This is a genomic window from Vibrio sp. SALL6 (assembly GCF_002002385.1).
GTDB lineage: Bacteria > Pseudomonadota > Gammaproteobacteria > Enterobacterales > Vibrionaceae > Vibrio > Vibrio parahaemolyticus.
In genome coordinates this window covers 26001-46005 of the sequence record NZ_MQVK01000002.1, presented here as the reverse complement: position 1 = coordinate 46005, position 20005 = coordinate 26001, and the positions used below count along the sequence as shown (strand labels likewise).

The 20005-nt window shown below is 44.8% G+C and carries 16 protein-coding genes; 9 read left to right on the top strand and 7 right to left on the bottom strand.

Features of this window, described 5'->3' with window-relative positions; translation table 11 throughout:
- Window positions 1–99: 99 nt before the first annotated feature.
- Window positions 100–522 (bottom strand): hypothetical protein, encoded by a 423-nt coding sequence (locus tag BIW15_RS01055; protein ID WP_062854273.1) that lies wholly within the window; start codon window positions 520–522, stop codon window positions 100–102.
- Window positions 523–807: 285 nt separating this feature from the next.
- Between BIW15_RS01055 and BIW15_RS01050 the strand changes: the two genes are divergently transcribed.
- Complete coding sequence (locus tag BIW15_RS01050) at window positions 808–2082, top strand: MgtC/SapB family protein (protein ID WP_053306357.1); 1275 nt, start codon at window positions 808–810, stop codon at window positions 2080–2082.
- 90 nt (window positions 2083–2172) lie between these two features.
- Here BIW15_RS01050 and pta read toward each other — a convergent pair whose 3' ends face one another.
- Together pta and BIW15_RS01040 are read right to left on the bottom strand one after the other, a co-directional pair.
- Entirely contained in the window at window positions 2173–4317 is a 2145-nt protein-coding gene (gene pta, locus BIW15_RS01045; protein ID WP_005461502.1) for a phosphate acetyltransferase, read from the bottom strand.
- A 135-nt stretch (window positions 4318–4452) separates the two neighbouring features.
- Entirely contained in the window at window positions 4453–5649 is a 1197-nt protein-coding gene (locus tag BIW15_RS01040; protein ID WP_005461478.1) for an acetate kinase, read from the bottom strand.
- Window positions 5650–5994: 345 nt separating this feature from the next.
- On the opposite strand from BIW15_RS01040, the gene yfbV reads away from it, so the two are divergent.
- The 6 genes from yfbV to BIW15_RS01010 all read left to right on the top strand — a co-directional run bounded on the left by yfbV (window position 5995) and on the right by BIW15_RS01010 (window position 13267).
- On the top strand, window positions 5995–6447 hold the full coding sequence (gene yfbV / locus BIW15_RS01035; protein WP_005461479.1) for a terminus macrodomain insulation protein YfbV: 453 nt from the start codon (window positions 5995–5997) through the stop codon (window positions 6445–6447).
- Between the two features lie 367 nt (window positions 6448–6814).
- Window positions 6815–7780, top strand: a complete 966-nt coding sequence (locus BIW15_RS01030; protein WP_025554143.1) for an ABC transporter substrate-binding protein — start codon at window positions 6815–6817, stop codon at window positions 7778–7780.
- Window positions 7781–7970: 190 nt separating this feature from the next.
- Window positions 7971–8906 (top strand): ABC transporter permease, encoded by a 936-nt coding sequence (locus BIW15_RS01025; protein ID WP_005461508.1) that lies wholly within the window; start codon window positions 7971–7973, stop codon window positions 8904–8906.
- A complete protein-coding gene (locus BIW15_RS01020; protein ID WP_031819781.1) occupies window positions 8903–9697 on the top strand; it encodes an ABC transporter ATP-binding protein in 795 nt (264 codons plus the stop codon). The genes BIW15_RS01025 and BIW15_RS01020 overlap by 4 nt, the downstream gene beginning before the upstream one ends.
- A gap of 174 nt (window positions 9698–9871) precedes the next feature.
- Window positions 9872–11698 carry a maltodextrin glucosidase gene (gene malZ / locus BIW15_RS01015; RefSeq protein WP_077280424.1) on the top strand — a complete coding sequence of 609 codons (1827 nt, stop codon included), beginning with the start codon at window positions 9872–9874 and terminating at the stop codon, window positions 11696–11698.
- A gap of 108 nt (window positions 11699–11806) precedes the next feature.
- Window positions 11807–13267 carry a sensor domain-containing diguanylate cyclase gene (locus BIW15_RS01010; RefSeq protein ID WP_005493122.1) on the top strand — a complete coding sequence of 487 codons (1461 nt, stop codon included), beginning with the start codon at window positions 11807–11809 and terminating at the stop codon, window positions 13265–13267.
- 113 nt (window positions 13268–13380) lie between these two features.
- Here BIW15_RS01010 and dusC read toward each other — a convergent pair whose 3' ends face one another.
- Entirely contained in the window at window positions 13381–14349 is a 969-nt protein-coding gene (dusC, locus tag BIW15_RS01005; RefSeq protein ID WP_005461533.1) for a tRNA dihydrouridine(16) synthase DusC, read from the bottom strand.
- A 149-nt stretch (window positions 14350–14498) separates the two neighbouring features.
- Here dusC and BIW15_RS01000 point away from each other — a divergent pair, with 149 nt between their 5' ends.
- On the top strand, window positions 14499–15107 hold the full coding sequence (locus BIW15_RS01000; RefSeq protein ID WP_020838706.1) for an SEC-C metal-binding domain-containing protein: 609 nt from the start codon (window positions 14499–14501) through the stop codon (window positions 15105–15107).
- A gap of 84 nt (window positions 15108–15191) precedes the next feature.
- Here BIW15_RS01000 and dsbB read toward each other — a convergent pair whose 3' ends face one another.
- Window positions 15192–15728: a disulfide bond formation protein DsbB gene (gene dsbB, locus BIW15_RS00995; protein ID WP_005461532.1), complete on the bottom strand. Its 537-nt coding sequence runs from the start codon at window positions 15726–15728 to the stop codon at window positions 15192–15194.
- 84 nt (window positions 15729–15812) lie between these two features.
- Window positions 15813–17399, bottom strand: coding sequence for a Na(+)/H(+) antiporter NhaB (gene nhaB / locus BIW15_RS00990; protein ID WP_005461506.1), 1587 nt, complete (start codon window positions 17397–17399; stop codon window positions 15813–15815).
- A gap of 641 nt (window positions 17400–18040) precedes the next feature.
- On the opposite strand from nhaB, the gene fadR reads away from it, so the two are divergent.
- Window positions 18041–18880 (top strand): fatty acid metabolism transcriptional regulator FadR, encoded by an 840-nt coding sequence (gene fadR, locus BIW15_RS00985; RefSeq protein WP_005461531.1) that lies wholly within the window; start codon window positions 18041–18043, stop codon window positions 18878–18880.
- Between the two features lie 115 nt (window positions 18881–18995).
- Here fadR and BIW15_RS00980 read toward each other — a convergent pair whose 3' ends face one another.
- A complete protein-coding gene (locus BIW15_RS00980) occupies window positions 18996–19802 on the bottom strand; it encodes a hypothetical protein (protein ID WP_005482403.1) in 807 nt (268 codons plus the stop codon).
- Window positions 19803–20005: the final 203 nt, after the last annotated feature.

Sequence of the window (20005 nt, the reverse complement as noted above, 5' to 3'; positions counted from 1 at the left end):
TCCAATACAAAAGCCCTTAACGACGAACTGCGTTGTTAAGGGCTTTTATTTACGCTAAGTACTGGGAGCAAGAGGGGCAATTTTAAATATATGCTCGCCTTATTTAGCGCGGACGATGTCCATCACCAACTTACCGTTAACCTTTACTGGGCCATCTTCTTTGGCTCCGAGTGAGTACTCAAATACGCCCGTCTTCATTCCACCTTTTTCTCCGTGGACCATTAGCATCAGCATGTCACCAGACTCAACCGGTTCCATCAAAATTGCATTCACGTTCTCATTTTGTCCCATTTTAAGCGGAGCATAGCCGATCACGGGGCCTGGCTTCATCGATTCATCTGTTCGGTGTACAACCATCCACCCGTTTTCGTCAGCATGAGCCATTTTTGCCGTTACCGTGCCCGCGGACATATCTTGATCTGCGCCTTCAATACTTGGAGAGGAAAAACTAAACGCAGAAAAACTGAACAGACATGCAGCTAAACCAAACTTTAGAAATGAGTTGTTGATGGAGTTGTTCATATGTATTCCTTACTTATGTGTGAGATTGCGTAATTGCATTCCATCTTCGTTACGTAGTTTCTCGTAAGAAAGTTCAGATGATATGAAAATAATGCCGATAAATTGAACGGGAGAGGGAAAATCGCTCCGTATTATTGAGCTCTGGTGATAGTTAAAAGCTAGGACAAGACCCGCTGGTAAGGCAGGAACGGTAGCCAGTTTCAGATTATCTTCTTGTCGTCACAGCTTCTTACCAAGATTCAAATAAACTAATGATATGACAACCGCTTTTTAACGGGGTGATGCATGGATATCAACGAGTTTGCGACTGGCGAGCATCTTATCTGGAATCTGCTTATTGCCTTGCTATTGGGTGCGATTATCGGGACACAGCGCGGCTGGGTGATGCGAAATAGTGTTGAAGGTAGCCGTGTTGCAGGTATTCGTACGTTCTCTCTCGTCGGGTTACTTGGTGGTCTTGTCGCGATTCTTGCGGATCTCTATTCTCCTTTATTGCTTGGTTTTGCCTTGATTGCGTTGGTGATATTGGCGTGTATCGCGTTTGTCATGCAGCAGAAGAAGAGTCGCGATATCAGTATTACTGGCGTGGTTAGCTTGTTGGTGACGTTTGTGTTGGGCAGTTTAGCGGTGTCGGGAGAAGCGGTGCTTGCGGCATCTGCAGCTGTGATTACCGCAGTGGTGCTCGACAACAAACGAGAACTTCACCAAGCGTTGCAAAAATTACAGGAATACGAGCTGGATGCAGCGCTCCGGTTGCTGATTATCTCCATCGTGTTATTGCCGCTTCTTCCAAATCAACCCTATGGCCCTTGGAACGCTCTTAACCCTTACGAGATTTGGTGGATGGTCGTATTGATTGCCAGTATTTCGTTTGTGGGCTATTTCGCAATCAAAATCGGTGGGGCGAAACGTGGCATATTGTTCACCTCCATTTTTGCAGGTTTAAGTTCTTCGACGGCGTTAACGCTGCAGTTTTCCCATCTTTCTCGGGAGCAAGCCAATATCAGCCCATTACTTGCCAGTGGCATACTCTTGAGTTGCGGCACCATGTTTCCTCGGCTGTTGATTATTCTGTTTGTGATTAATCCTCAACTTGTCTCGTTACTATGGCCGATTGTGATGGCCATGATGGCGGCGCTGTATTTGCCTGCTTGGTGGATATGGCGGCGGAGCGAAGTGGAACAGATCGAACAATCGAACAAACAGAGCAACCCACTCGCACTGCAATCGGCGCTGTTTTTTGGGATGATGCTGGCGGTGATTATGCTGCTGTCACATGCGCTTGCTGAGTGGTTCGGTAATGCGGGTGTCTTAATTTTATCGGCCCTTTCAGGGATTACGGATGTAGACGCGATTTCCTTGGCGCTCGGTCGTCAGAGCATCCAAATATTGAGCGTAACCACCGCCGCGCTGGGTATCTTAATTGCAGCATCGGTCAATACCATTGTTAAGATGAGTATGGTTGTCGCGATAGGAGACAAAAAATTATGGCTTAGGGTCGCGCCTGTGATGGTGGGATGTGTTGCCGTTGGGGCACTGATGTTCTTTGTCTTGTATTGAGTATCTGTTTTCTAAACCGTGTGTCTTGAACAACAAAAAAGCCCTCGACGAATCGAGGGCTTTGACTATTCATTCAAGCAGAGAAAAGAATTACTTCTGTTCTTGAGTTGCTTGGATTGCCGTTAGAGCGATGGTGTACACGATATCGTCTACTAGCGCGCCACGAGACAAGTCGTTTACTGGCTTGCGCATACCTTGCAGCATTGGACCGATAGATACTAGGTCTGCTGAACGTTGTACCGCTTTGTAAGTCGTGTTACCAGTGTTTAGGTCTGGGAATACGAATACTGTCGCTTTACCTGCAACTGGAGAGTTTGGTGCTTTAGAAGCAGCAACGTTTTCCATGATCGCAGCGTCGTACTGTAGAGGACCGTCGATGATAAGATCAGGACGTTTCTCTTGAGCCAGTTTTGTTGCTTCACGTACTTTATCAACGTCTGCACCCTTACCAGATTCACCAGTAGAGTAAGAGATCATTGCAACGCGTGGTTCGATACCGAATGCTGCTGCAGAGTCAGCAGATTGGATAGCGATTTCAGCAAGCTGTTCAGCTGTTGGATCTGGGTTGATTGCACAGTCACCGTATACCAGTACTTGATCAGGCAGAAGCATGAAGAATACTGAAGATACGATAGACGCGTTTGGTGCAGTCTTGATGATTTGGAACGGAGGAACGATAGTGTTCGCCGTAGTGTGAACCGCACCAGAAACTAGGCCGTCAACTTCGTTGTTCTCAAGCATCATTGTGCCAAGGAATACTGAATCTTGTAGTTTCTCACGAGCTACAACTTCAGTCATACCTTTCGCGCCACGTAGCTCAACTAGACGAGCAACGTAGTTTTCGCGAATAGCATCAGCGTCGATGATTTGAACGCCAGCACCTAGCTCAACACCTTGCTGCGCTGCAACGCGTTTGATTTCTGCTGGGTTACCTAGAAGCACACATTCTGCAATGCCGCGCTCTGCACAGATAGCCGCTGCTTTCACTGTACGTGGCTCATCACCTTCAGGAAGAACGATGCGCTTACCTGCTTTACGAGCAAGTTCAGTTAGCTGGTAACGGAACGCTGGTGGGCTTAGACGACGAGATTTTTGAGTACCTTCCGTCATTGACTCGATCCAGTTACCGTCGATGTGACCAGCAACGTGCTCGTTAATGAACTCGATACGCTCTTTGTCGTCTGCAGGTACTTCAATGCTGAAGCTCTGTAGGTTTAGAGAAGTCTGCCAAGTGTTACCTTGTGCTTTGAAGATAGGTAGACCAGTTTCGAATGCTGGCTTACATAGACCTTCGATCTCACGTGGGATGTCGTAACCGCCAGTTAGCAGTACAGCACCGATATCAACGCCGTTCATTGCCGCTAGAGAAGCTGCAACGATTACGTCTGGACGGTCTGCAGAAGTAACAAGTAGAGAACCTGGTTTGAAGTGCTCAATCATGTTTGGAAGAGAACGTGCACAGAACGTGATGCTCTTGATGCGACGAGTGTTGATGTCACCTTCGTTGATGATATCTGCTTTCAGGTGCTTCGCCATGTCGATTGCACGAGTAGCAATAAGATCGATGCTCCATGGCACGCAACCTAGTACACGAATTGGAGAAGTGTTGAAGATTTCCATCACTTTCATTTCGTTTTGCTTCGCGCTATCTGCATCGTCAAAGATTTCAGATAGGTCAGGGCGAGTACGGCCAGCTTCGTCAACAGGTGCGTTTAGCTTGTTGATGATAACGCCAGAGATGTTTTTGTTCTTAGTACCGCCGAAGTTAGAACATGCTACTTCGATGCGCTCTTTAAGTTGAGCTGGGTTATCAGTGCCTGGAGTAGCCACTAGAACAATTTCTGCGCCAAGTGTTGCTGCGATTTCAGCGTTCACTTGGTTAGCGAATGGGTGCTTACGAGTTGGTACTAGACCTTCGATAAGTGTTACATCCGCATCTTTATTGATTTGGTTGTAACGCTCAACAACAGTTTCTAGTAGCTCGTCCATGTTGTCGTTACCGATTAGGCTCTCAGCAACAGACATCGCCATAGGTTCACCGATCTTCATATCGCTGTTGTGGCCAACGATAGTAGAAGTCAGATCAGGTTGATCACCACCAGAACGTGGTTGAGAAATTGGTTTGTAGAAAGAAACCTTAACGCCTTTGCGCTCCATTGCGCGAAGAACACCCATGCTTACGCTAGTTAGACCAACACCAGCACTTGCAGGGATAAGCATAATAGTACGAGACATTCGTAGAGTACCTTTAGCTATTGGGGGATAAAAGCTCAACTCTTATTCCATGACGCTCGAAGAATAGGAGTTGAGCCCCTAAGAAATTCGTTGGATGAAAATCTGGCTAGCCGAGTGGCTAGCCAGAAAATTCAATTAAAGACCTGCTAGACGTGCAGTGTCTTCAGCAATAACTAGCTCTTCGTTAGTAGAGATAACCATTGCAGGGATACGGCTGTTTTCAGTAGTGATAACGCCTTCGCCGCCGAAACGAGCTTTAAGGTTAGCTTCGCTGTCTACTTCGATACCGAAGATACCTAGACGGTTTAGAACCATTTCACGGATAGGTGCAGAGTTTTCGCCGATGCCGCCAGTGAAAGTGATTGCGTCTAGACGACCATCTAGAGTTGCAGTGTAACCAGCAACGTACTTAGCTAGACGGTGACAGAACACGTCCATTGCACGAGTTGCTTCTTCTTTCTCACCGTAGTTGTCTTCAACGAAACGACAGTCAGAAGTCACTTCAGTTAGACCTTGAAGGCCAGACTCTTTAGTTAGCATTGTGTTGATTTTCTCAACAGAGTAACCAAGTGTGTCGTGTAGGTGGAAGATGATCGCAGGGTCGATGTCACCACAACGAGTACCCATTACTAGACCTTCAAGTGGCGTTAGACCCATTGAAGTATCTACAGATTGACCGTTCTTAACTGCACATACAGAAGCACCGTTACCTAGGTGACAGTTGATGATGTTTACTTCTTCAACTGGTTTGTTTAGTAGGCCTGCAACTTCACGAGTGATGAATAGGTGTGAAGTACCGTGCATGCCGTAACGACGGATACCGTGCTCTTTGTATAGGTTGTATGGAAGAGCGTATAGGTAAGACTCTTCAGGCATTGTTTGGTGGAAAGCAGTATCGAACACAGCAACGTTTTTAAGTGCTGGGAAAGATTTTTGAGCTGCTTTGATACCGATGATGTGTGCAGGGTTGTGAAGTGGTGCTAGAGTTGCACAGTCTTCGATACCTTTTAGTACGTCGTCAGTGATAAGTGCAGACTGAGTGAATTGCTCGCCGCCGTGTACTACACGGTGACCGATAGCAGCTAGGTTCTCAGAAAGCTCTGGCTTAGAAGCAAGAATAGTTTCTACCATGAACGCTAGTGCTTCTTCGTGTGCTGCACCGTTACCAAGTTGAGCTTCGTGTTTGCCATCAAGTTTCCACTTGATACGTGCTTCAGGAAGGTGAAGACATTCAGCAAGACCTGATAGATGCTCTTCGCCGTTCTCGGCATCAACAACAGCAAATTTAAGAGAAGAACTACCGCAGTTTAAAACTAAAACTAGCTTAGACATGTGTGACTACCTGTTATTCGTCTGATCAAAATCAGTTAAAGGATGAAAAATTAATCACAAGAATAGCCGATACCAGCAATGCTGCGTACTAATCTTGGTCAAAAATCGTTCTAATTCCATATAAAGAAATAGTGATGAACCCATCCATCACTATGATGCGATCCGTGCAGATAGATATCTCGGAGTTGCTTAAATTGTAAATAACAGCAACAATGAGATTGAGGGTCTGCAAAGGATAGCGATAATAGGCAATGATAACAAAAAAAATTTGAAAGAATATTAACTTTCATCAATTTTTTGCACCTTCAGTTGAAATGTTCAACTATTTTTTAGTGAGAGAGCGGTATGAGTAATAAAGTCGGATTGATCCATAGCCTGAAAGATGGCCAAAGTTACATGGAGATCTGGCCGGTTCGTAAAGAGCTGGGTGCCATATTTCCTGAGCAACGTATTATCAAAGCGACTCGTTTTGGCATTAAAGTCATGCCAGCTGTCGCTGCTATCAGTGTTCTCACTCAAATGGCGTTCAACAATTACAACGCGTTACCTCAATCTATCGTCGTAGCCTTGTTTGCTATAAGCTTGCCTTTGCAAGGTATCTGGTGGCTCGGTGCTCGCTCAAACACCAAATTACCGCCATCATTGGCTTCTTGGTATCGCGAACTTCATCAAAAAATCGTGGAAACAGGCTTTGCCTTAGAGCCAGTTAAAGCGCGACCTCGTTATAAAGAGCTCGCAATAATTTTGAATCGTGCTTTCCGCCAGCTTGATAAGTCCTCACTAGAGCGCTGGTTCTAACTCATTTAGCGTTCAACAATTTTTAAATGGAGTGTGCGATTGCCACTCCATTTTTTGTTTTGTCTATATCCTCATCGCGCAGTATGCGCAGTTGGGGCTAAGCCTTTAGCCCGCAACCATCCTCTAGCTACGTTTGAGTGCATTACATTGTTGCGTAATAGAATGCGATCTTGCGATCACAAATGTTGCCTTAGTGTTAAATGTTTCTTTTCTTTACTAAGACTTAGTAGTAATAATAAAAATAAGATGCACAAGAAGTGCACAGATACGCAAACACAACATCACGCCTTCTCACATTTGATCTCATGAGTATCCACATATTGCTGAAGCTCGTGAAACAAGGACGAAGACACATCAAGGAGTTATGATGAAAACGAAACGTTTATTAGCCACTGCCGTTCTATCCGCTACTGCTATTCTTTCTTCCACCCATGTATTTGCTAATACCGCAACAGTTGCGGTTTCTCAGATCGTTGAGCATCCAGCTTTGGATGCCACTCGCCAAGGTTTGCTAGATGGATTGAAAGCAAAAGGCTATGAAGAGGGTAAAAACCTAGAATTCGACTACAAAACAGCACAAGGTAACCCTGCAATTGCGGTGCAAATTGCGCGTCAATACGTGGGAGAGAGCCCAGACGTGCTAGTCGGTATTGCAACGCCGTCAGCGCAGGCACTGGTTTCTGCGACTCGTACGATTCCTGTTGTGTTTACTGCGGTGACTGATCCAGTAGGAGCCAAGTTGGTTAAATCGATGAAGCAGCCGGGCAAAAACGTAACAGGTTTATCAGATCTGTCTCCAGTGGCTCAGCACGTGGCGCTCATTCAAGAAATCCTTCCTCAAGTCAAAAGCATTGGTGTCGTCTTCAACCCTGGCGAGGCGAATGCGGTGACGCTGGTTAATCTTCTAAAAGAAAGTGCAGAGGCGAAAGGCATTAAAGTGGTGGAAGCCACTGCTTTGAAAAGTGCCGATGTTCAATCTGCTACGCAAGCCATCGCAGCAAAATCAGACATCCTTTACGCGCCTACGGATAACACTGTAGCGAGTGCGATCGAAGGCATGATTGTCGCGGCGAACCAAGCGAAAAAGCCAGTCTTTGGCGGTGCAACATCTTATGTTGAAAAAGGTGCGATTGCTGGCCTTGGTTTTGACTACTACCAAGTCGGTGTGCAAACGGCAGATTACGTAGCAGCCATACTTGATGGTCAAGAGCCAGGAAAGTTGGATGTAAAAGTCGCAACGGGTTCGGATTTGGTCATCAATGAGAGCGCCGCTTCTAAGTTGGGCATCCAACTGCCGAGTTCTGTTGTTCAACGTGCGACTAGCATGCAGTAAATCACTTATCTTGAGGTAAGGACTCTTTCTCTCAAGCCCATTTGTCTCAGCATGAAAAATGGGCTCGTAAATCGTAAGTTTATGAGAGCAAAGTTTTTTCTGAGCGGATTGCTCTCTTTACCTCGACCTAAGTTGAAAGTTGTAACGTCAGATCGCTGCTAGCGATCTGAACATGCAGAAAGGAGCAGTTATGTCTGCATTTGCTTTTTTTGGCGCGCTTGAGATCGGCTTGATTTATGGCTTGGTTGCTTTGGGCGTCTATCTTACGTTTCGTGTTCTTGATTTTCCTGACTTAAGTGTTGATGGTAGTTTCCCTATGGGAGCCGCGGTTGCTGCGACAGCTATCGTTGCAGGCATCAACCCTTGGATTGCAACCGGTATGGCGATTATCGCTGGTGGCATGACAGGCTGGGTCACCGCATTTCTCGCTGTACGCTGTGGAATTTTGCATCTCTTAGCGTCCATCCTCACTATGATTGCCGCGTTTTCTATCAACATTCGCATCATGGGCAAACCCAATATGGCTCTTTTGGGTGAAGACACCATTCTTACTCCTTTTGAATCGATGGGCGATGCGATGTTTATTCGTCCGTTGGTCGTAGGCGTACTGGTTCTCATCTCTGCCTTTTTGGTGGTGCGATTGCTAAATAGCGACTTCGGCTTGGGCCTTCGAGCGACGGGTGTGAATGGCCGAATGGTGTCTGCGCAAGGTGCAAGCACAGGGTTCTACACCTATTTTTGTTTGGCGCTGTCGAATGGATTTGTTGGCTTCGCTGGTGCGCTATTTGCGCAAACCAACAGCTTTGCTGACGTAACATCAGGCGTTGGTACCATCGTGGTCGGCTTGGCTGCGGTTATTTTGGGTCAAACGCTCATTCCAGGTCGCAAAATTTGGGTTGCCGTTTGCGCCGTTATTTTGGGCTCGGTGTTGTATCGACTAGCCGTCGCTTTTGCGTTGAGTTCTGGCATGTTTGGCCTTCAGGCCTCGGATCTCAACCTCGTGACCGCAGTGTTGGTTGCGGTAGCGCTCATTGCGCCTAAGCTCAAGCAAAGTATGAAAGCCAAACAACGCGTAACGACTGCGAAACAAGCGGCATCTAAAAATGGTTCTGGGGAGGCGTTATGATTGAACTTAACAACATCCAAGTGACGTTCAACCCTGGTACGATTTTGGAAAATCGCGCGTTGAAAGGGGTATCGTTAGAGGTACCAGAGCACCAATTTCTAACCGTAATCGGGTCTAATGGTGCGGGTAAATCGACATTGCTCGGAGCGGTGACGGGTGAGACACCGATGATTGGTGGTCAAGTGATCATTGATGGCAAAGACGTCACCAAGCAGACGGTTGCCCTGCGCGCTACTCAATGTGCTCGAGTGTTTCAGGACCCGTTAGCAGGAACCTGTGGAGAGCTAACCATTGAAGAAAACATGGCTCTAGCGTACATGCGGGGTAAAAAACGTGGCTGGGGGCTGGCGCTGTCTGCCAAGCGTCGCAAGTTATTCCAAGAACGCATCAGTATTTTGGGTTTAGGTTTGGAAGACCGATTGGGTGACAGTATTGGTTTGTTGTCTGGTGGACAACGACAAGCCGTGAGCCTGGTGATGGCGACGTTATCGGAGAGTAAGTTACTGCTGCTTGATGAACATACGGCCGCGCTTGACCCGCGTATGGCGGCTTTTGTCATCGATTTAACCAAGCGTATCGTCAATGAGTTTGATCTGACGGTGATGATGGTAACGCACTCGATGAAAGACGCGCTCGCTTGTGGTGATAGAACCGTCATGCTCCACCAAGGGGAAATCGTTCTGGATGTCGCTGGAGAGCAGCGCGCCAATATGCAAGTGCCTGATTTACTAGACATGTTCTCTAAAGTTCGAGGCGAAGAACTTTCGGATGACAGTTTATTGCTCAATTAAATAGCCTGTCTGATTCGTTACGCATTTCTTCGACATAGTTAGAGCCACGACTACGCCTACCAAGTGTGATCCTCCTTGAGAAAATAGGTAAAGCACCGAATTTCCAAGGAGGATTTTTTGTCTCTCATTCTTTAATAAAATAGTGGCATATCCACCTATTAAAGAGTGCTTATTATGTCTTTGCCATTTCTCTTTCATAGCCAGACGGTTGATGGTTTAGCCTTCGATGGTAAACGCGTGAAGGTCTGTCTAAAAACAGAAGCGTTAACATTTGATGCTGTTTATGTGCGTATTGAGCCAGACAACGAAGAATACCTTGTCGCCATGATGCAATGCGGCAGAGCTGGAGAGTTACTGCTGTGGGAAGTATCGTTCGAGCCGAATAGAGATCGAGACATCACCCACTATGTATTTAAAGTCGTTAGAAATGGTCAGCAATATTGGCTAGACGCACGTGGAGTGCAAAAACGTATTCCGCCCAAAGAATTTCATTTCAAATTGAATGTAAACCATCAACCGCCAAAGTGGGTTCAAGAACAAGTTTTCTATCAGATTTTTCCTGATCGTTTTGCCGCGAGTCAAAGTGAGTCTGCGATTCGTGAAGCGTACTGCGAGTACGATCCTGATGCTGTGATTAAAACGTGGGGAGAACCAGTAGGGAATCACCAAAACTCTGGGGCACGTGAGTTCTTCGGTGGTGATCTAAAAGGCGTTGAGCAAAAGCTTGGATACCTTGAACAATTGGGTGTGACTGCATTGTACTTCAATCCGATTTTTTCCTCGCCAAGTAACCATAAGTACGACACCACGGATTATTTCACGATTGATCCTATGTTCGGCACTAACGAGCATTTTGCGTCATTGTGCGAAAAAATCCGCAGCAAAAACATGAAGATCGTATTGGATGCGGTCTTTAACCATACTTCTGTGCATCACCCTTGGTTTGATATTCAGCAGAAAGGGAAAGGCGCGTACGGGAATCCTAAATCCGATTTTCGCGACTATTACTTCTTTGATGGGGAGAGTAATCACTATATTGGCTGGAAAGGTATCGACAATCTGCCGGTATTGAATTTTGAGAATTACGAAGTCAGAGAATATATCTACCAAGGTGAGGCATCGGTTATCAAACATTGGCTGAAGCCGCCATATTCCGTGGATGGCTGGCGTTTTGATGTCATTCATATGCTAGGTGAAGGGGAGGGGGCGAAAAACAACGCTCACTACGTGAAAGCATTTCGCCAAGCGACCAAATCCGTTAATCCGAATGCTTATGTGTTAGGTGAGCATTTTTTTGAAGCGACTCAATGGTTGCAAGGGGAGCAAGAAGATGGCGCGATGAACTACTACGGTTTTTCCCACCCTGTTCGAGCGTTTATTGCGCATCAAGACATCACGTACGACCCAATCGATATAGATGGTTTTGAGTTCAAAGCGTGGTTGGATGAAGCCAGAGCAAAAGTTCCTTTTGCCAATCAGCTCTCACAACTCAATCAACTTGATAGCCATGACACGGCACGTTTTCTCACCTTGGTGAATGGGGATGAGAAAAAAATGCAAATCGCGTTGGCCTTACTCATGACTTATGTCGGCGCACCATGCATTTATTATGGTAGTGAAGTCGGTCTTGAGGGAAGCTTTGACCCAGATAACAGACGTTGTTTCCCTTGGCATTTAGTTCAGGGTTCGCATTGGATCCATCTGTACCAACAGTGGATTGAAATTCGCAAACAGTTCAAAGCCCTACAATCTGGCAGCATGCAATGGCTTTATTGCGACGAAAGAGCATTTGCTTATGCAAGACAGCTTGGTGAAGAGACGATCATTGTTGCAGTCAATATTGGTCTACAAGAAAGCACGATTGACCTACCATTGTGGCAGTTAGGCTTGAATGCGAAACACTTGCATCAATTATTAGATAAGTGTGAAATAATTGATTATGAAGGTCATGTTTCTGTCAATATGGCAGCATTAAGTATCAATTTGTGGCAAGTGAAGTGACACCGCATTCTATATTTATTAAAATTTGTGAATATGTTCATTAATAACTATAAACAGCCTCTTTAAGCCGATGCATATGAGAGGCGAACACTTAAACAATGGTACTCAATGGTTAACCAAAGGCGATTTAGCCTCTCATTTGTTGTTTTCTTTCCTTTAGTTCTATTCATTGTGGTAATGCTCGTTACTACAAAAAACTACTACGATGCAGTCAATCGCTATATTGATACTGAATATTCGCGTATCGATAGAGCGTTAACTCGTGGTATCAAAGTCTTAACTGCACTGGACTACAGCTTTACCAATTATTCAAACTTCGCGAACCCTCTTTCTGAAGAGCATAACTCTATTGTGAAAGGCGATATCTGCTATATATGGCCGATTGATGTTTTGCTATTGGAAAATGTTTACAGCGATGGCCTGCCAGCGGTTGATGTTGATTACATGATCGTCGGCGAAAAAAGCTTGTGTCAGGCAGGGACGAAAATCAACAAACTTGCAGAACAAAAAGCAGGCTTTGCCCCTTCTTTGTCCTTCCTTCATGATATTGAATCCCACATTGTTGGTATCCATTACATCGATAAACGTGGTTATGTGATTTCGTCGCCCGATAAGTACGCTAAGAATTTTACTAAAGAGCTTTGGTCAACGTTAAAGGCGAGGCCATTCTGGCAAAAAACCGCGCAAGATAAGGTCAACATTACATTGGCTGGGCCTGGGCCGATGCTTGATTCCATGGAAGGGCAAATCATCAGTTTAACAGTGCCAATTTACGAAAAAGGCGTCCACCAAGGGGTGCTCTCGATTGATTTTGATGTCGATGCGCTGCTCACGACTTCTGAAAACCTTGTCGGGAAGCTGCACTTAGTTTCCAATTTCCAAACGATTCCTGAAGATGCCGTGCGGATCAAGCCCATTGAAAAAGAGCGCTTGAGTGCCAATCACAGTATTTATTACGAATATAACTTATGGAGCGAGATTAAGAATTTAACGTTCTTTGAAAAGTACAGCATCATGGTCGCGGTCTTCATTTACGTATTGAGTACCGTAGTACTGTTTTATGTCAACATGCACACCGAACGTCGCTACTTTAAAGATCTTGCTGCAAGAGACCCAATGACAGGGCTGCTCAACCGCAGAGGAATGCAGGCCGTTTGGCGTAATAAAATGACGAAGAAGAACGTGGCATTGGCTGTGTTCGATATCGATAACTTTAAGACTATCAATGATACTTACGGCCATGATGTAGGTGACTCTGCGATTCAACTGGTCGCGAAGTGCATCCGAGACAACATTCGTCACAGTGACGTCGCATCTCGCTTTGGTGGCGAAGAGTTTATTCTCGCGATATACGATGAAGATATTGAAGGGATGAAGCACATTCTCGAACGAGTCAAAAAAGCGATTGATGAACGATCACGACGAGTTACGAAGAATGGATTTACCGTGTCGGGTGGTGTGGTCTTTAGCTCTGCAAGCAAAGCGGAAAGCTTTGATGAACTGTTCAAGGCGGCTGATGAGAAGCTCTATGAAGCGAAAAGTACCGGAAAGAACAAGATTTGTTATTAGTTCGAGGCGCGCTTGCTAGAAGGCAGTCTGACCAATAGCTAAAAGGGCGATAATATCGCCCTTTTTTGTACTTGTCGTTCAACCATCACGCACAATTTGTGCATGTGGAGTGCTTAAGCCACTTGGCTTTGACGCGATTGGAGTTCATCTCGGTAGCGCTGGATGTGCTCAACAATCGGTGCTGCTTTATTAAATGTTCGGATTTCGCGGAATAATTCGTTAGCCTCTGGGTAAGATTGGCGCAGGTAAGCGAACCATTGCTTCACGCGGTTTGGATAGTACAAACCTTTATCACCCTTCATTTCAAACTTTGAGTAGTAGATCAGCAGGTCGACCACATCAGACCAAACCATTGGCGTGTGGTTGTGTTTTACCATGTTACCTAGGTTAGGAATGTTGAACGCACCGCGGCACACCATCAGAGAGTCGACACCAGTGGTTTCAATGCAGCGTTGACCATCTTCGAAATTCCAGATTTCACCATTGGCAATCAAAGGGATGGAGAATCGCTCGCGAATTTTATTGATGTATTCCCACTTGATTTCAGATGCTTTATAACCGCCTTGCTTAGTACGTGCGTGAACGGTCAGTTCATTCGCTCCCGCAGATTGAATCGCATCCACGATTTCAAAACAGTCTTCAGGGTTTTCCCAGCCCAGACGAATTTTTGCGGAGACAGGGATATTCGCAGGCACTGCGTCACGGCATGCTTTTACCACGCTATGAATCAACTCAGGATGCTGCAATAGCGCCGCACCTCCTTTGCTTTTGTTGACCATTTTTGCTGGGCAACCAAAATTTAGGTCGATGCCGCGCGCGCCAAGCTCTGCTGCTCGGATTGCGTTTTCCGCCATCCAGTGTGGCTCTTGACCTAGTAGTTGAACGTGTACAGGCACACCAGAAGTGGTCTGAGAGCCTTGCATAAGCTCCGGACATAAGCGATGAAAGACATGGTCTGGCAGGACTTGATCGATCACTCGAACGAACTCCGTCACACACAGATCATAGTCGTTTATTTCGGTCAGGATTTGGCGCATCAAATGGTCTAAAACGCCTTCCATTGGGCCTAATACAACTCGCATAGTTTGCCTAATACAGTTTGGTGATAAAAAGGAGGGCGATTGTAGCGATGTCGGCTAAGTTTGTCATTAAAAGACTCGGCGCTGGTGCCAACTGGCATCTCACTTGTATTGGAGTATAATGCCGCCAAATTCATGGGAAACCAGATGTCATGCAATACACTTTGATTGAAAAAGGTGAAGTTCAACTTGATGAATCTTCGCTATTTATTGAAGGTGCGGTACTTGCCGCAAACCTAACCACAAAACCTTTGGCGCCAGAGGCCTGGCTTGAGCCGTTATTTGGTGAAGGTTTTAAATCGATTCAGCCAGCGGTCGAAGAGCAAATTCACAAGCAACATAACCGTATTTTACGTAATGAGTATTCAGCTCTAGAGCTAACTGGAAAAGATCCTGAGCAGTTAGCCGATTTTGCTGAAGGTTTCATGTCGGTTTGGCCTTTGATTGAAGAGCAGTGGCAAGAGGTTGAGTTAAATGATGGTTTACAACGTATGTTGCAAGCGCTGCTTACCACAATGATGCTAGCCATTGATGAAGAGTCTACTCAGCAACATATGCGTGACGCGGGCATTGAAACACCGCCAGCGTTAACAGACCTTGTTGATCAACTTGATTTGATGTTAGTTGAAGTCGCATTGGGTGCAGATGAACTAATGGTCGGCAATAAATCTCAAAGCCTAAACCCATTTAAAGATGTAGGTCGTAACGATCCATGCCCTTGTGAGAGCGGTAAAAAGTTCAAGCAATGTTGTGGTAAGTAACACTATAAAAGCGAGTTACTGAATCGAACCCAATAAAAAGCCGACCCTAAGGTCGGCTTTTTCTCATCTATGTTTTTATACGCCTTAACGAATTGGATTCTTACGTTTCACCGGAAAGAACTGTGCAATCACGATCAACGCCAAAGCAACCAAGTTACCAGCGAAGATAACTACCAACCATTGTGGCATCGATAAGTCGAAGAACTGCCAAACAATTTTTGAACAATCGCCATACGCTTCAAACATCCAAGGAACCCATTGGTTTAACGGAGCCCAACTTGGGAAGGTGACAAAAAGATCACAAGTTGCAAATGGTGATGGATTGAACTGGTAATCAACATGCTGCATTGCAAGCATCAATCCTTTGTACGAGCTTAATCCCCAACCAATAAGCCCTAACCAGCGGAATAGTGCGTTGTTCGGTGCGATAAGTCCGATGATAGCTGCACCGCCAATACCCATCATTGCCACACGCTCATAAATACACATTACACATGGTGCAAGCATCATTACGTGTTGGAAGTAGAGTGCGCAGGCTTCAAAAAATATGATGAACAAAAGAAGAAGCAACCACGATACGCGTCCCTTCGAAAATTGGTTAAGTGATGAAAAAATAGTCACGGTTTCAATCCTGTCTGAAATAGAAAAAAGCTCTGAATACTCAGAGCTTTTTATCGTGTATAAGTTTCCTAATCAACTCAAATTTTAGTGTCCGCCAGACACAACTGGAGTCAGATCACCGGTATGAGGTGCAATCCAGCCCGCATCGTAGAAAGACGCTGTTGCTGGCTCTAGGAAGAACATGATGCCCATCAGACCTACAATCGCCAAAACGACAGTGTATGGCAATGCCATCACTACCATTCGACCGTAAGACAGACGAATTAACGGTGCTAGCGCAGACGTTAGTAGGAATAGGAAAGCGGCTTGACCGTTTGGCGTTGCAACAGAAGGTAAGTTTGTACCAGTGTTGATTGCAACTGCTAGCAGGTCGAACTGTTCACGCGTGATCAAGCCTTCCATAAGGGCTGATTTTACTTCGTTGATGTATACCGTACCTACGAATACGTTGTCCGAAACCATCGATAACAAACCGTTCGCAACGTAGAAGAGGGCAAGCTGTGTGCCTTTGTCTTCAACGGCTAACACGGCGTCAATAACAGGTTTGAATAGCTCTTGGTCAATGATTACTGCAACGATCGAGAAGAAAACCGCGAGTAGGGCTGTGAAAGGCAGAGCCTCTTCAAATGCCTTGCCCATTGAGTGCTCTTCAATGACGCCAGTAAATGACGTTGCTAGGATAATGACAGACAGACCAATCAGGCCAACGGCAGCTAAGTGAAGCGCTAACGCGACAATCAGCCAAACGGCGATAATACCTTGTACCCACAGTTTTGCGACGTCTTGGTTTGTACGTGTCTTACGTTCTTCGCGGTCAAAGTCCACAAGGATTTGACGTACGTTATCAGGCAGTTGTGCGCCGTAACCAAATACTTTTAGCTTCTCAACCAATGCACAGGTAATAAGACCACAGATAAATACTGGTAACGTCACAGGAGACATACGGATTAGGAATTCACCAAATAACCAACCCGCTTGGTCTGCAATGATAAGGTTTTGAGGTTCACCAACCATCGTTGTTACGCCGCCCAGCGCGGTACCCACACCAGCGTGCATAAGCAGCGAACGTAGGAATGCACGATAGTTTTCAAGGTCATCACGAGTCAGTTCTGTGATGGTGTCATCTTGAGTATGGTCGTGATCGCCAATTGGGTTACCTGAAGCAACTTTGTGGTAAATCGAGTAGAAACCAACTGCTACGCTGATGACAACAGCGATTACTGTCAACGCATCTAAGAATGCTGACAAAAACGCGGCTGCGAAACAGAATGCAAGCGAAAGCAGAGTTTTTGAACGAATACCAAGCAGGATTTTGGTGAAGATGAACAGCAGAAGCTGTTTCATGAAGTAGATACCCGCAACCATGAATACTAAAAGTAGTAATACTTCTATATTCGCAACCAACTCATGTTTTACTTGCGCTGGGCTGGTCATGCCAATAGCAATAGCTTCAATTGCAAGTAAACCACCAGGTTGTAATGGGTAGCATTTTAAAGCCATTGCAAGCGTGAAAATAAATTCCGCGACAAGCAACCACCCAGCAACAAATGGATTTATTAGGAAGAAAACAATCGGGTTAATAATAAGGAAGGCTATAATGGCAACTTTGTACCAATCAGGCGCTTTACCAAGGAAATTCTTGATAAAAGCGTTTCCGAGCGATATCGGCATGATAATTCTCTTTATAACAATATTATGAATAGACACTACAATTAGCGCTCAAGTATCTGTTTGTTAGACTTATTAACTAGTCTTTTAAAACAATAACTTAGTAAAACAACAATCCTTTGTTTTATTGTAGTTTTGCCAAGTTACTTCCCCTGAACTCAAGCACCGCTCACTTTCGATCGCAAACTCTACACTCCGGCTTTTATTAGTCAATAACAAAACGTAATGCTTCCGACTAAAACTACTTTTTAAGTGTAATAACGCGATCAAAACGGCGTTACTATATCATGGAAAGCTTGAAAAAATCCCCTTGGATTTTAAATGACGCCAAGTGACGAGAAAAGATCAATTAAAAAGGAATATTAACCAGACAATACAAATTTATTTTGCATATTATGAACATAAAAATGTGACGTACTTGTCGTTATTTTTTCTCTATTTGTGTTCGGTTTCTTTTTTATAAAATACAAATTTTACGGCTTTGAACTGCTTCACTAAGTATCCTAAATTCAGCGAACGTGTAGAGTATTAACTCTATATTGAGGGATCGTGTCAATAATTGATCGTAAATTTTCTCAAATCGTTAAGTAGTGGTATGATGAGTAGTATCGACCCTCAGAAATCAATATTGGATAAAAAGTAGAATGGTCATTAAGGCGAAAAGCCCTGCGGGATTCGCAGAAAAATATATTATCGAGAGCATTTGGAACGGCCGTTTTCCTCCAGGCTCAATTTTACCTGCTGAGCGCGAGCTGTCCGAACTGATTGGTGTTACTCGAACGACTTTACGAGAGGTTCTTCAACGACTAGCACGTGATGGATGGTTGACTATCCAACACGGTAAACCAACAAAAGTTAACCAATTTATGGAGACATCTGGTCTGCATATCTTGGATACGTTGATGACGCTAGACGTCGATAATGCAACAAATATTGTAGAAGATTTGCTTGCGGCACGTACCAACATCAGCCCTATCTTTATGCGTTATGCATTCAAGGCGAACAAAGAAAACTCTGAGCGTACAATCAAGAACGTAATTGAGTCTTGTGAAGCGCTTGTGAATGCATCATCTTGGGATGATTTTATTGCCTCTTCTCCGTATGCGGATAAGGTGCTTCAAAGCGTTAAAGAAGACAACGAAAAAGATGAAGCAAAGCGTCAGGAAATCTTGATCGCGAAAACATTTAACTTTTACGATTACATGTTGTTCCAACGCTTAGCATTCCACTCTGGTAACCAAATCTACGGTTTGATTTTCAATGGCTTGAAGAAGCTGTATGACCGCGTTGGCAGTTACTACTTCTCTAACCCGGCCTCACGTGATTTGGCGCTAAGATTCTACCGTCAACTGCTAGAAACTTGTGAAACGGGCCAGCGTGAACAATTGCCAGTTGTAATTCGCCACTACGGCATGGAAAGTGCTCAAATCTGGAACGAGATGAAAAAGCAACTACCAACCAACTTCACTGAAGATGATAGCTAAGCATTGAGTGAGCAAAGTTAGAAAAAACCGCAGGCAATGCCTGCGGTTTTTTATTGCTCGTTACTTACGGCTTTTGATCTAGTTCCTCATGCAATTATGTCGAAAAATGAGTCTTTCAGGCTAATGAGAGTCTGGGCAAAGGCAAATACAGTGTTTCGACAATATCTGATAGCACGTGATCATAGGTATTGAAAATCGTCAGTGACAGATCTGAGGTGATGCCATAAAGTTCTTCTTCTGTTAGTCCGGTGTGTTTTCCTTCGACATAGTCGTTTAACGCTTGTGTCGAACGTACGGAGATCGGCGCTGCGATAGTCAATGGTGCTATTACCGCTAACTGATTCAGTTTACGTGTCATTACAGATGCGTAGTTCTTTACTCGAACGCTTCCTCCTTGTTCGTTTAAGTCTTGAATGCTAATACGAAGTTGAGTCAAGGTTTCGAGGCTATCGATAATGGTTTGCCAATTCATGTGGTACTCATCATGCAACTCATCTCGTTGCTCAACTGCTAGCCACGCAATAGTGACTTCATCCATTAAAAACAAACAATGTCGAATCAGCTTTCCGTGCTCCATTTGATTTCTCGCGATGCTGTTTTCCTGCCATTGTTCTAGCAACTTACTGACTTTTATCTGTAACACACGATACATGGGTTTATTTTCAAAGCGCGATGTTTCCAACAAAAGGTGCAGCTTGTTGTTGAGAGCATGATGGATCTCTTCTATTTCTCGATCATAGTTTTGTTGGGATTGAAGGGAGTAATGTGTGATTGCTCGATGACGTCTAAGCAAGTTAACGACATCGCGAAGTAGGGTAAGCAACTGATACTTTCGTGCATGTTGCTGTTCGCGTTTTGTGGAAAGGTGGTAAATGCCGGCTAATATGGCGACGGATAATAACGTTGAAATCAAAACAAACATAACCAACTCCTTGTTAGTGTTTGGACCTAGCAAGAAGAAATTTGCAGTTTTGATGCCAATTAAAATTACTTTAAAAACAAATGGTTAAATTTTAAACCTAAATGTTTTGCGCGTTATTGGTGCAGAAGCTCCCCCATAATGTGAATTTGATCAAAAAAATCCCCGCCGAGAGAGGCGGGGATTGAACTCATTTCAAGCGTAAC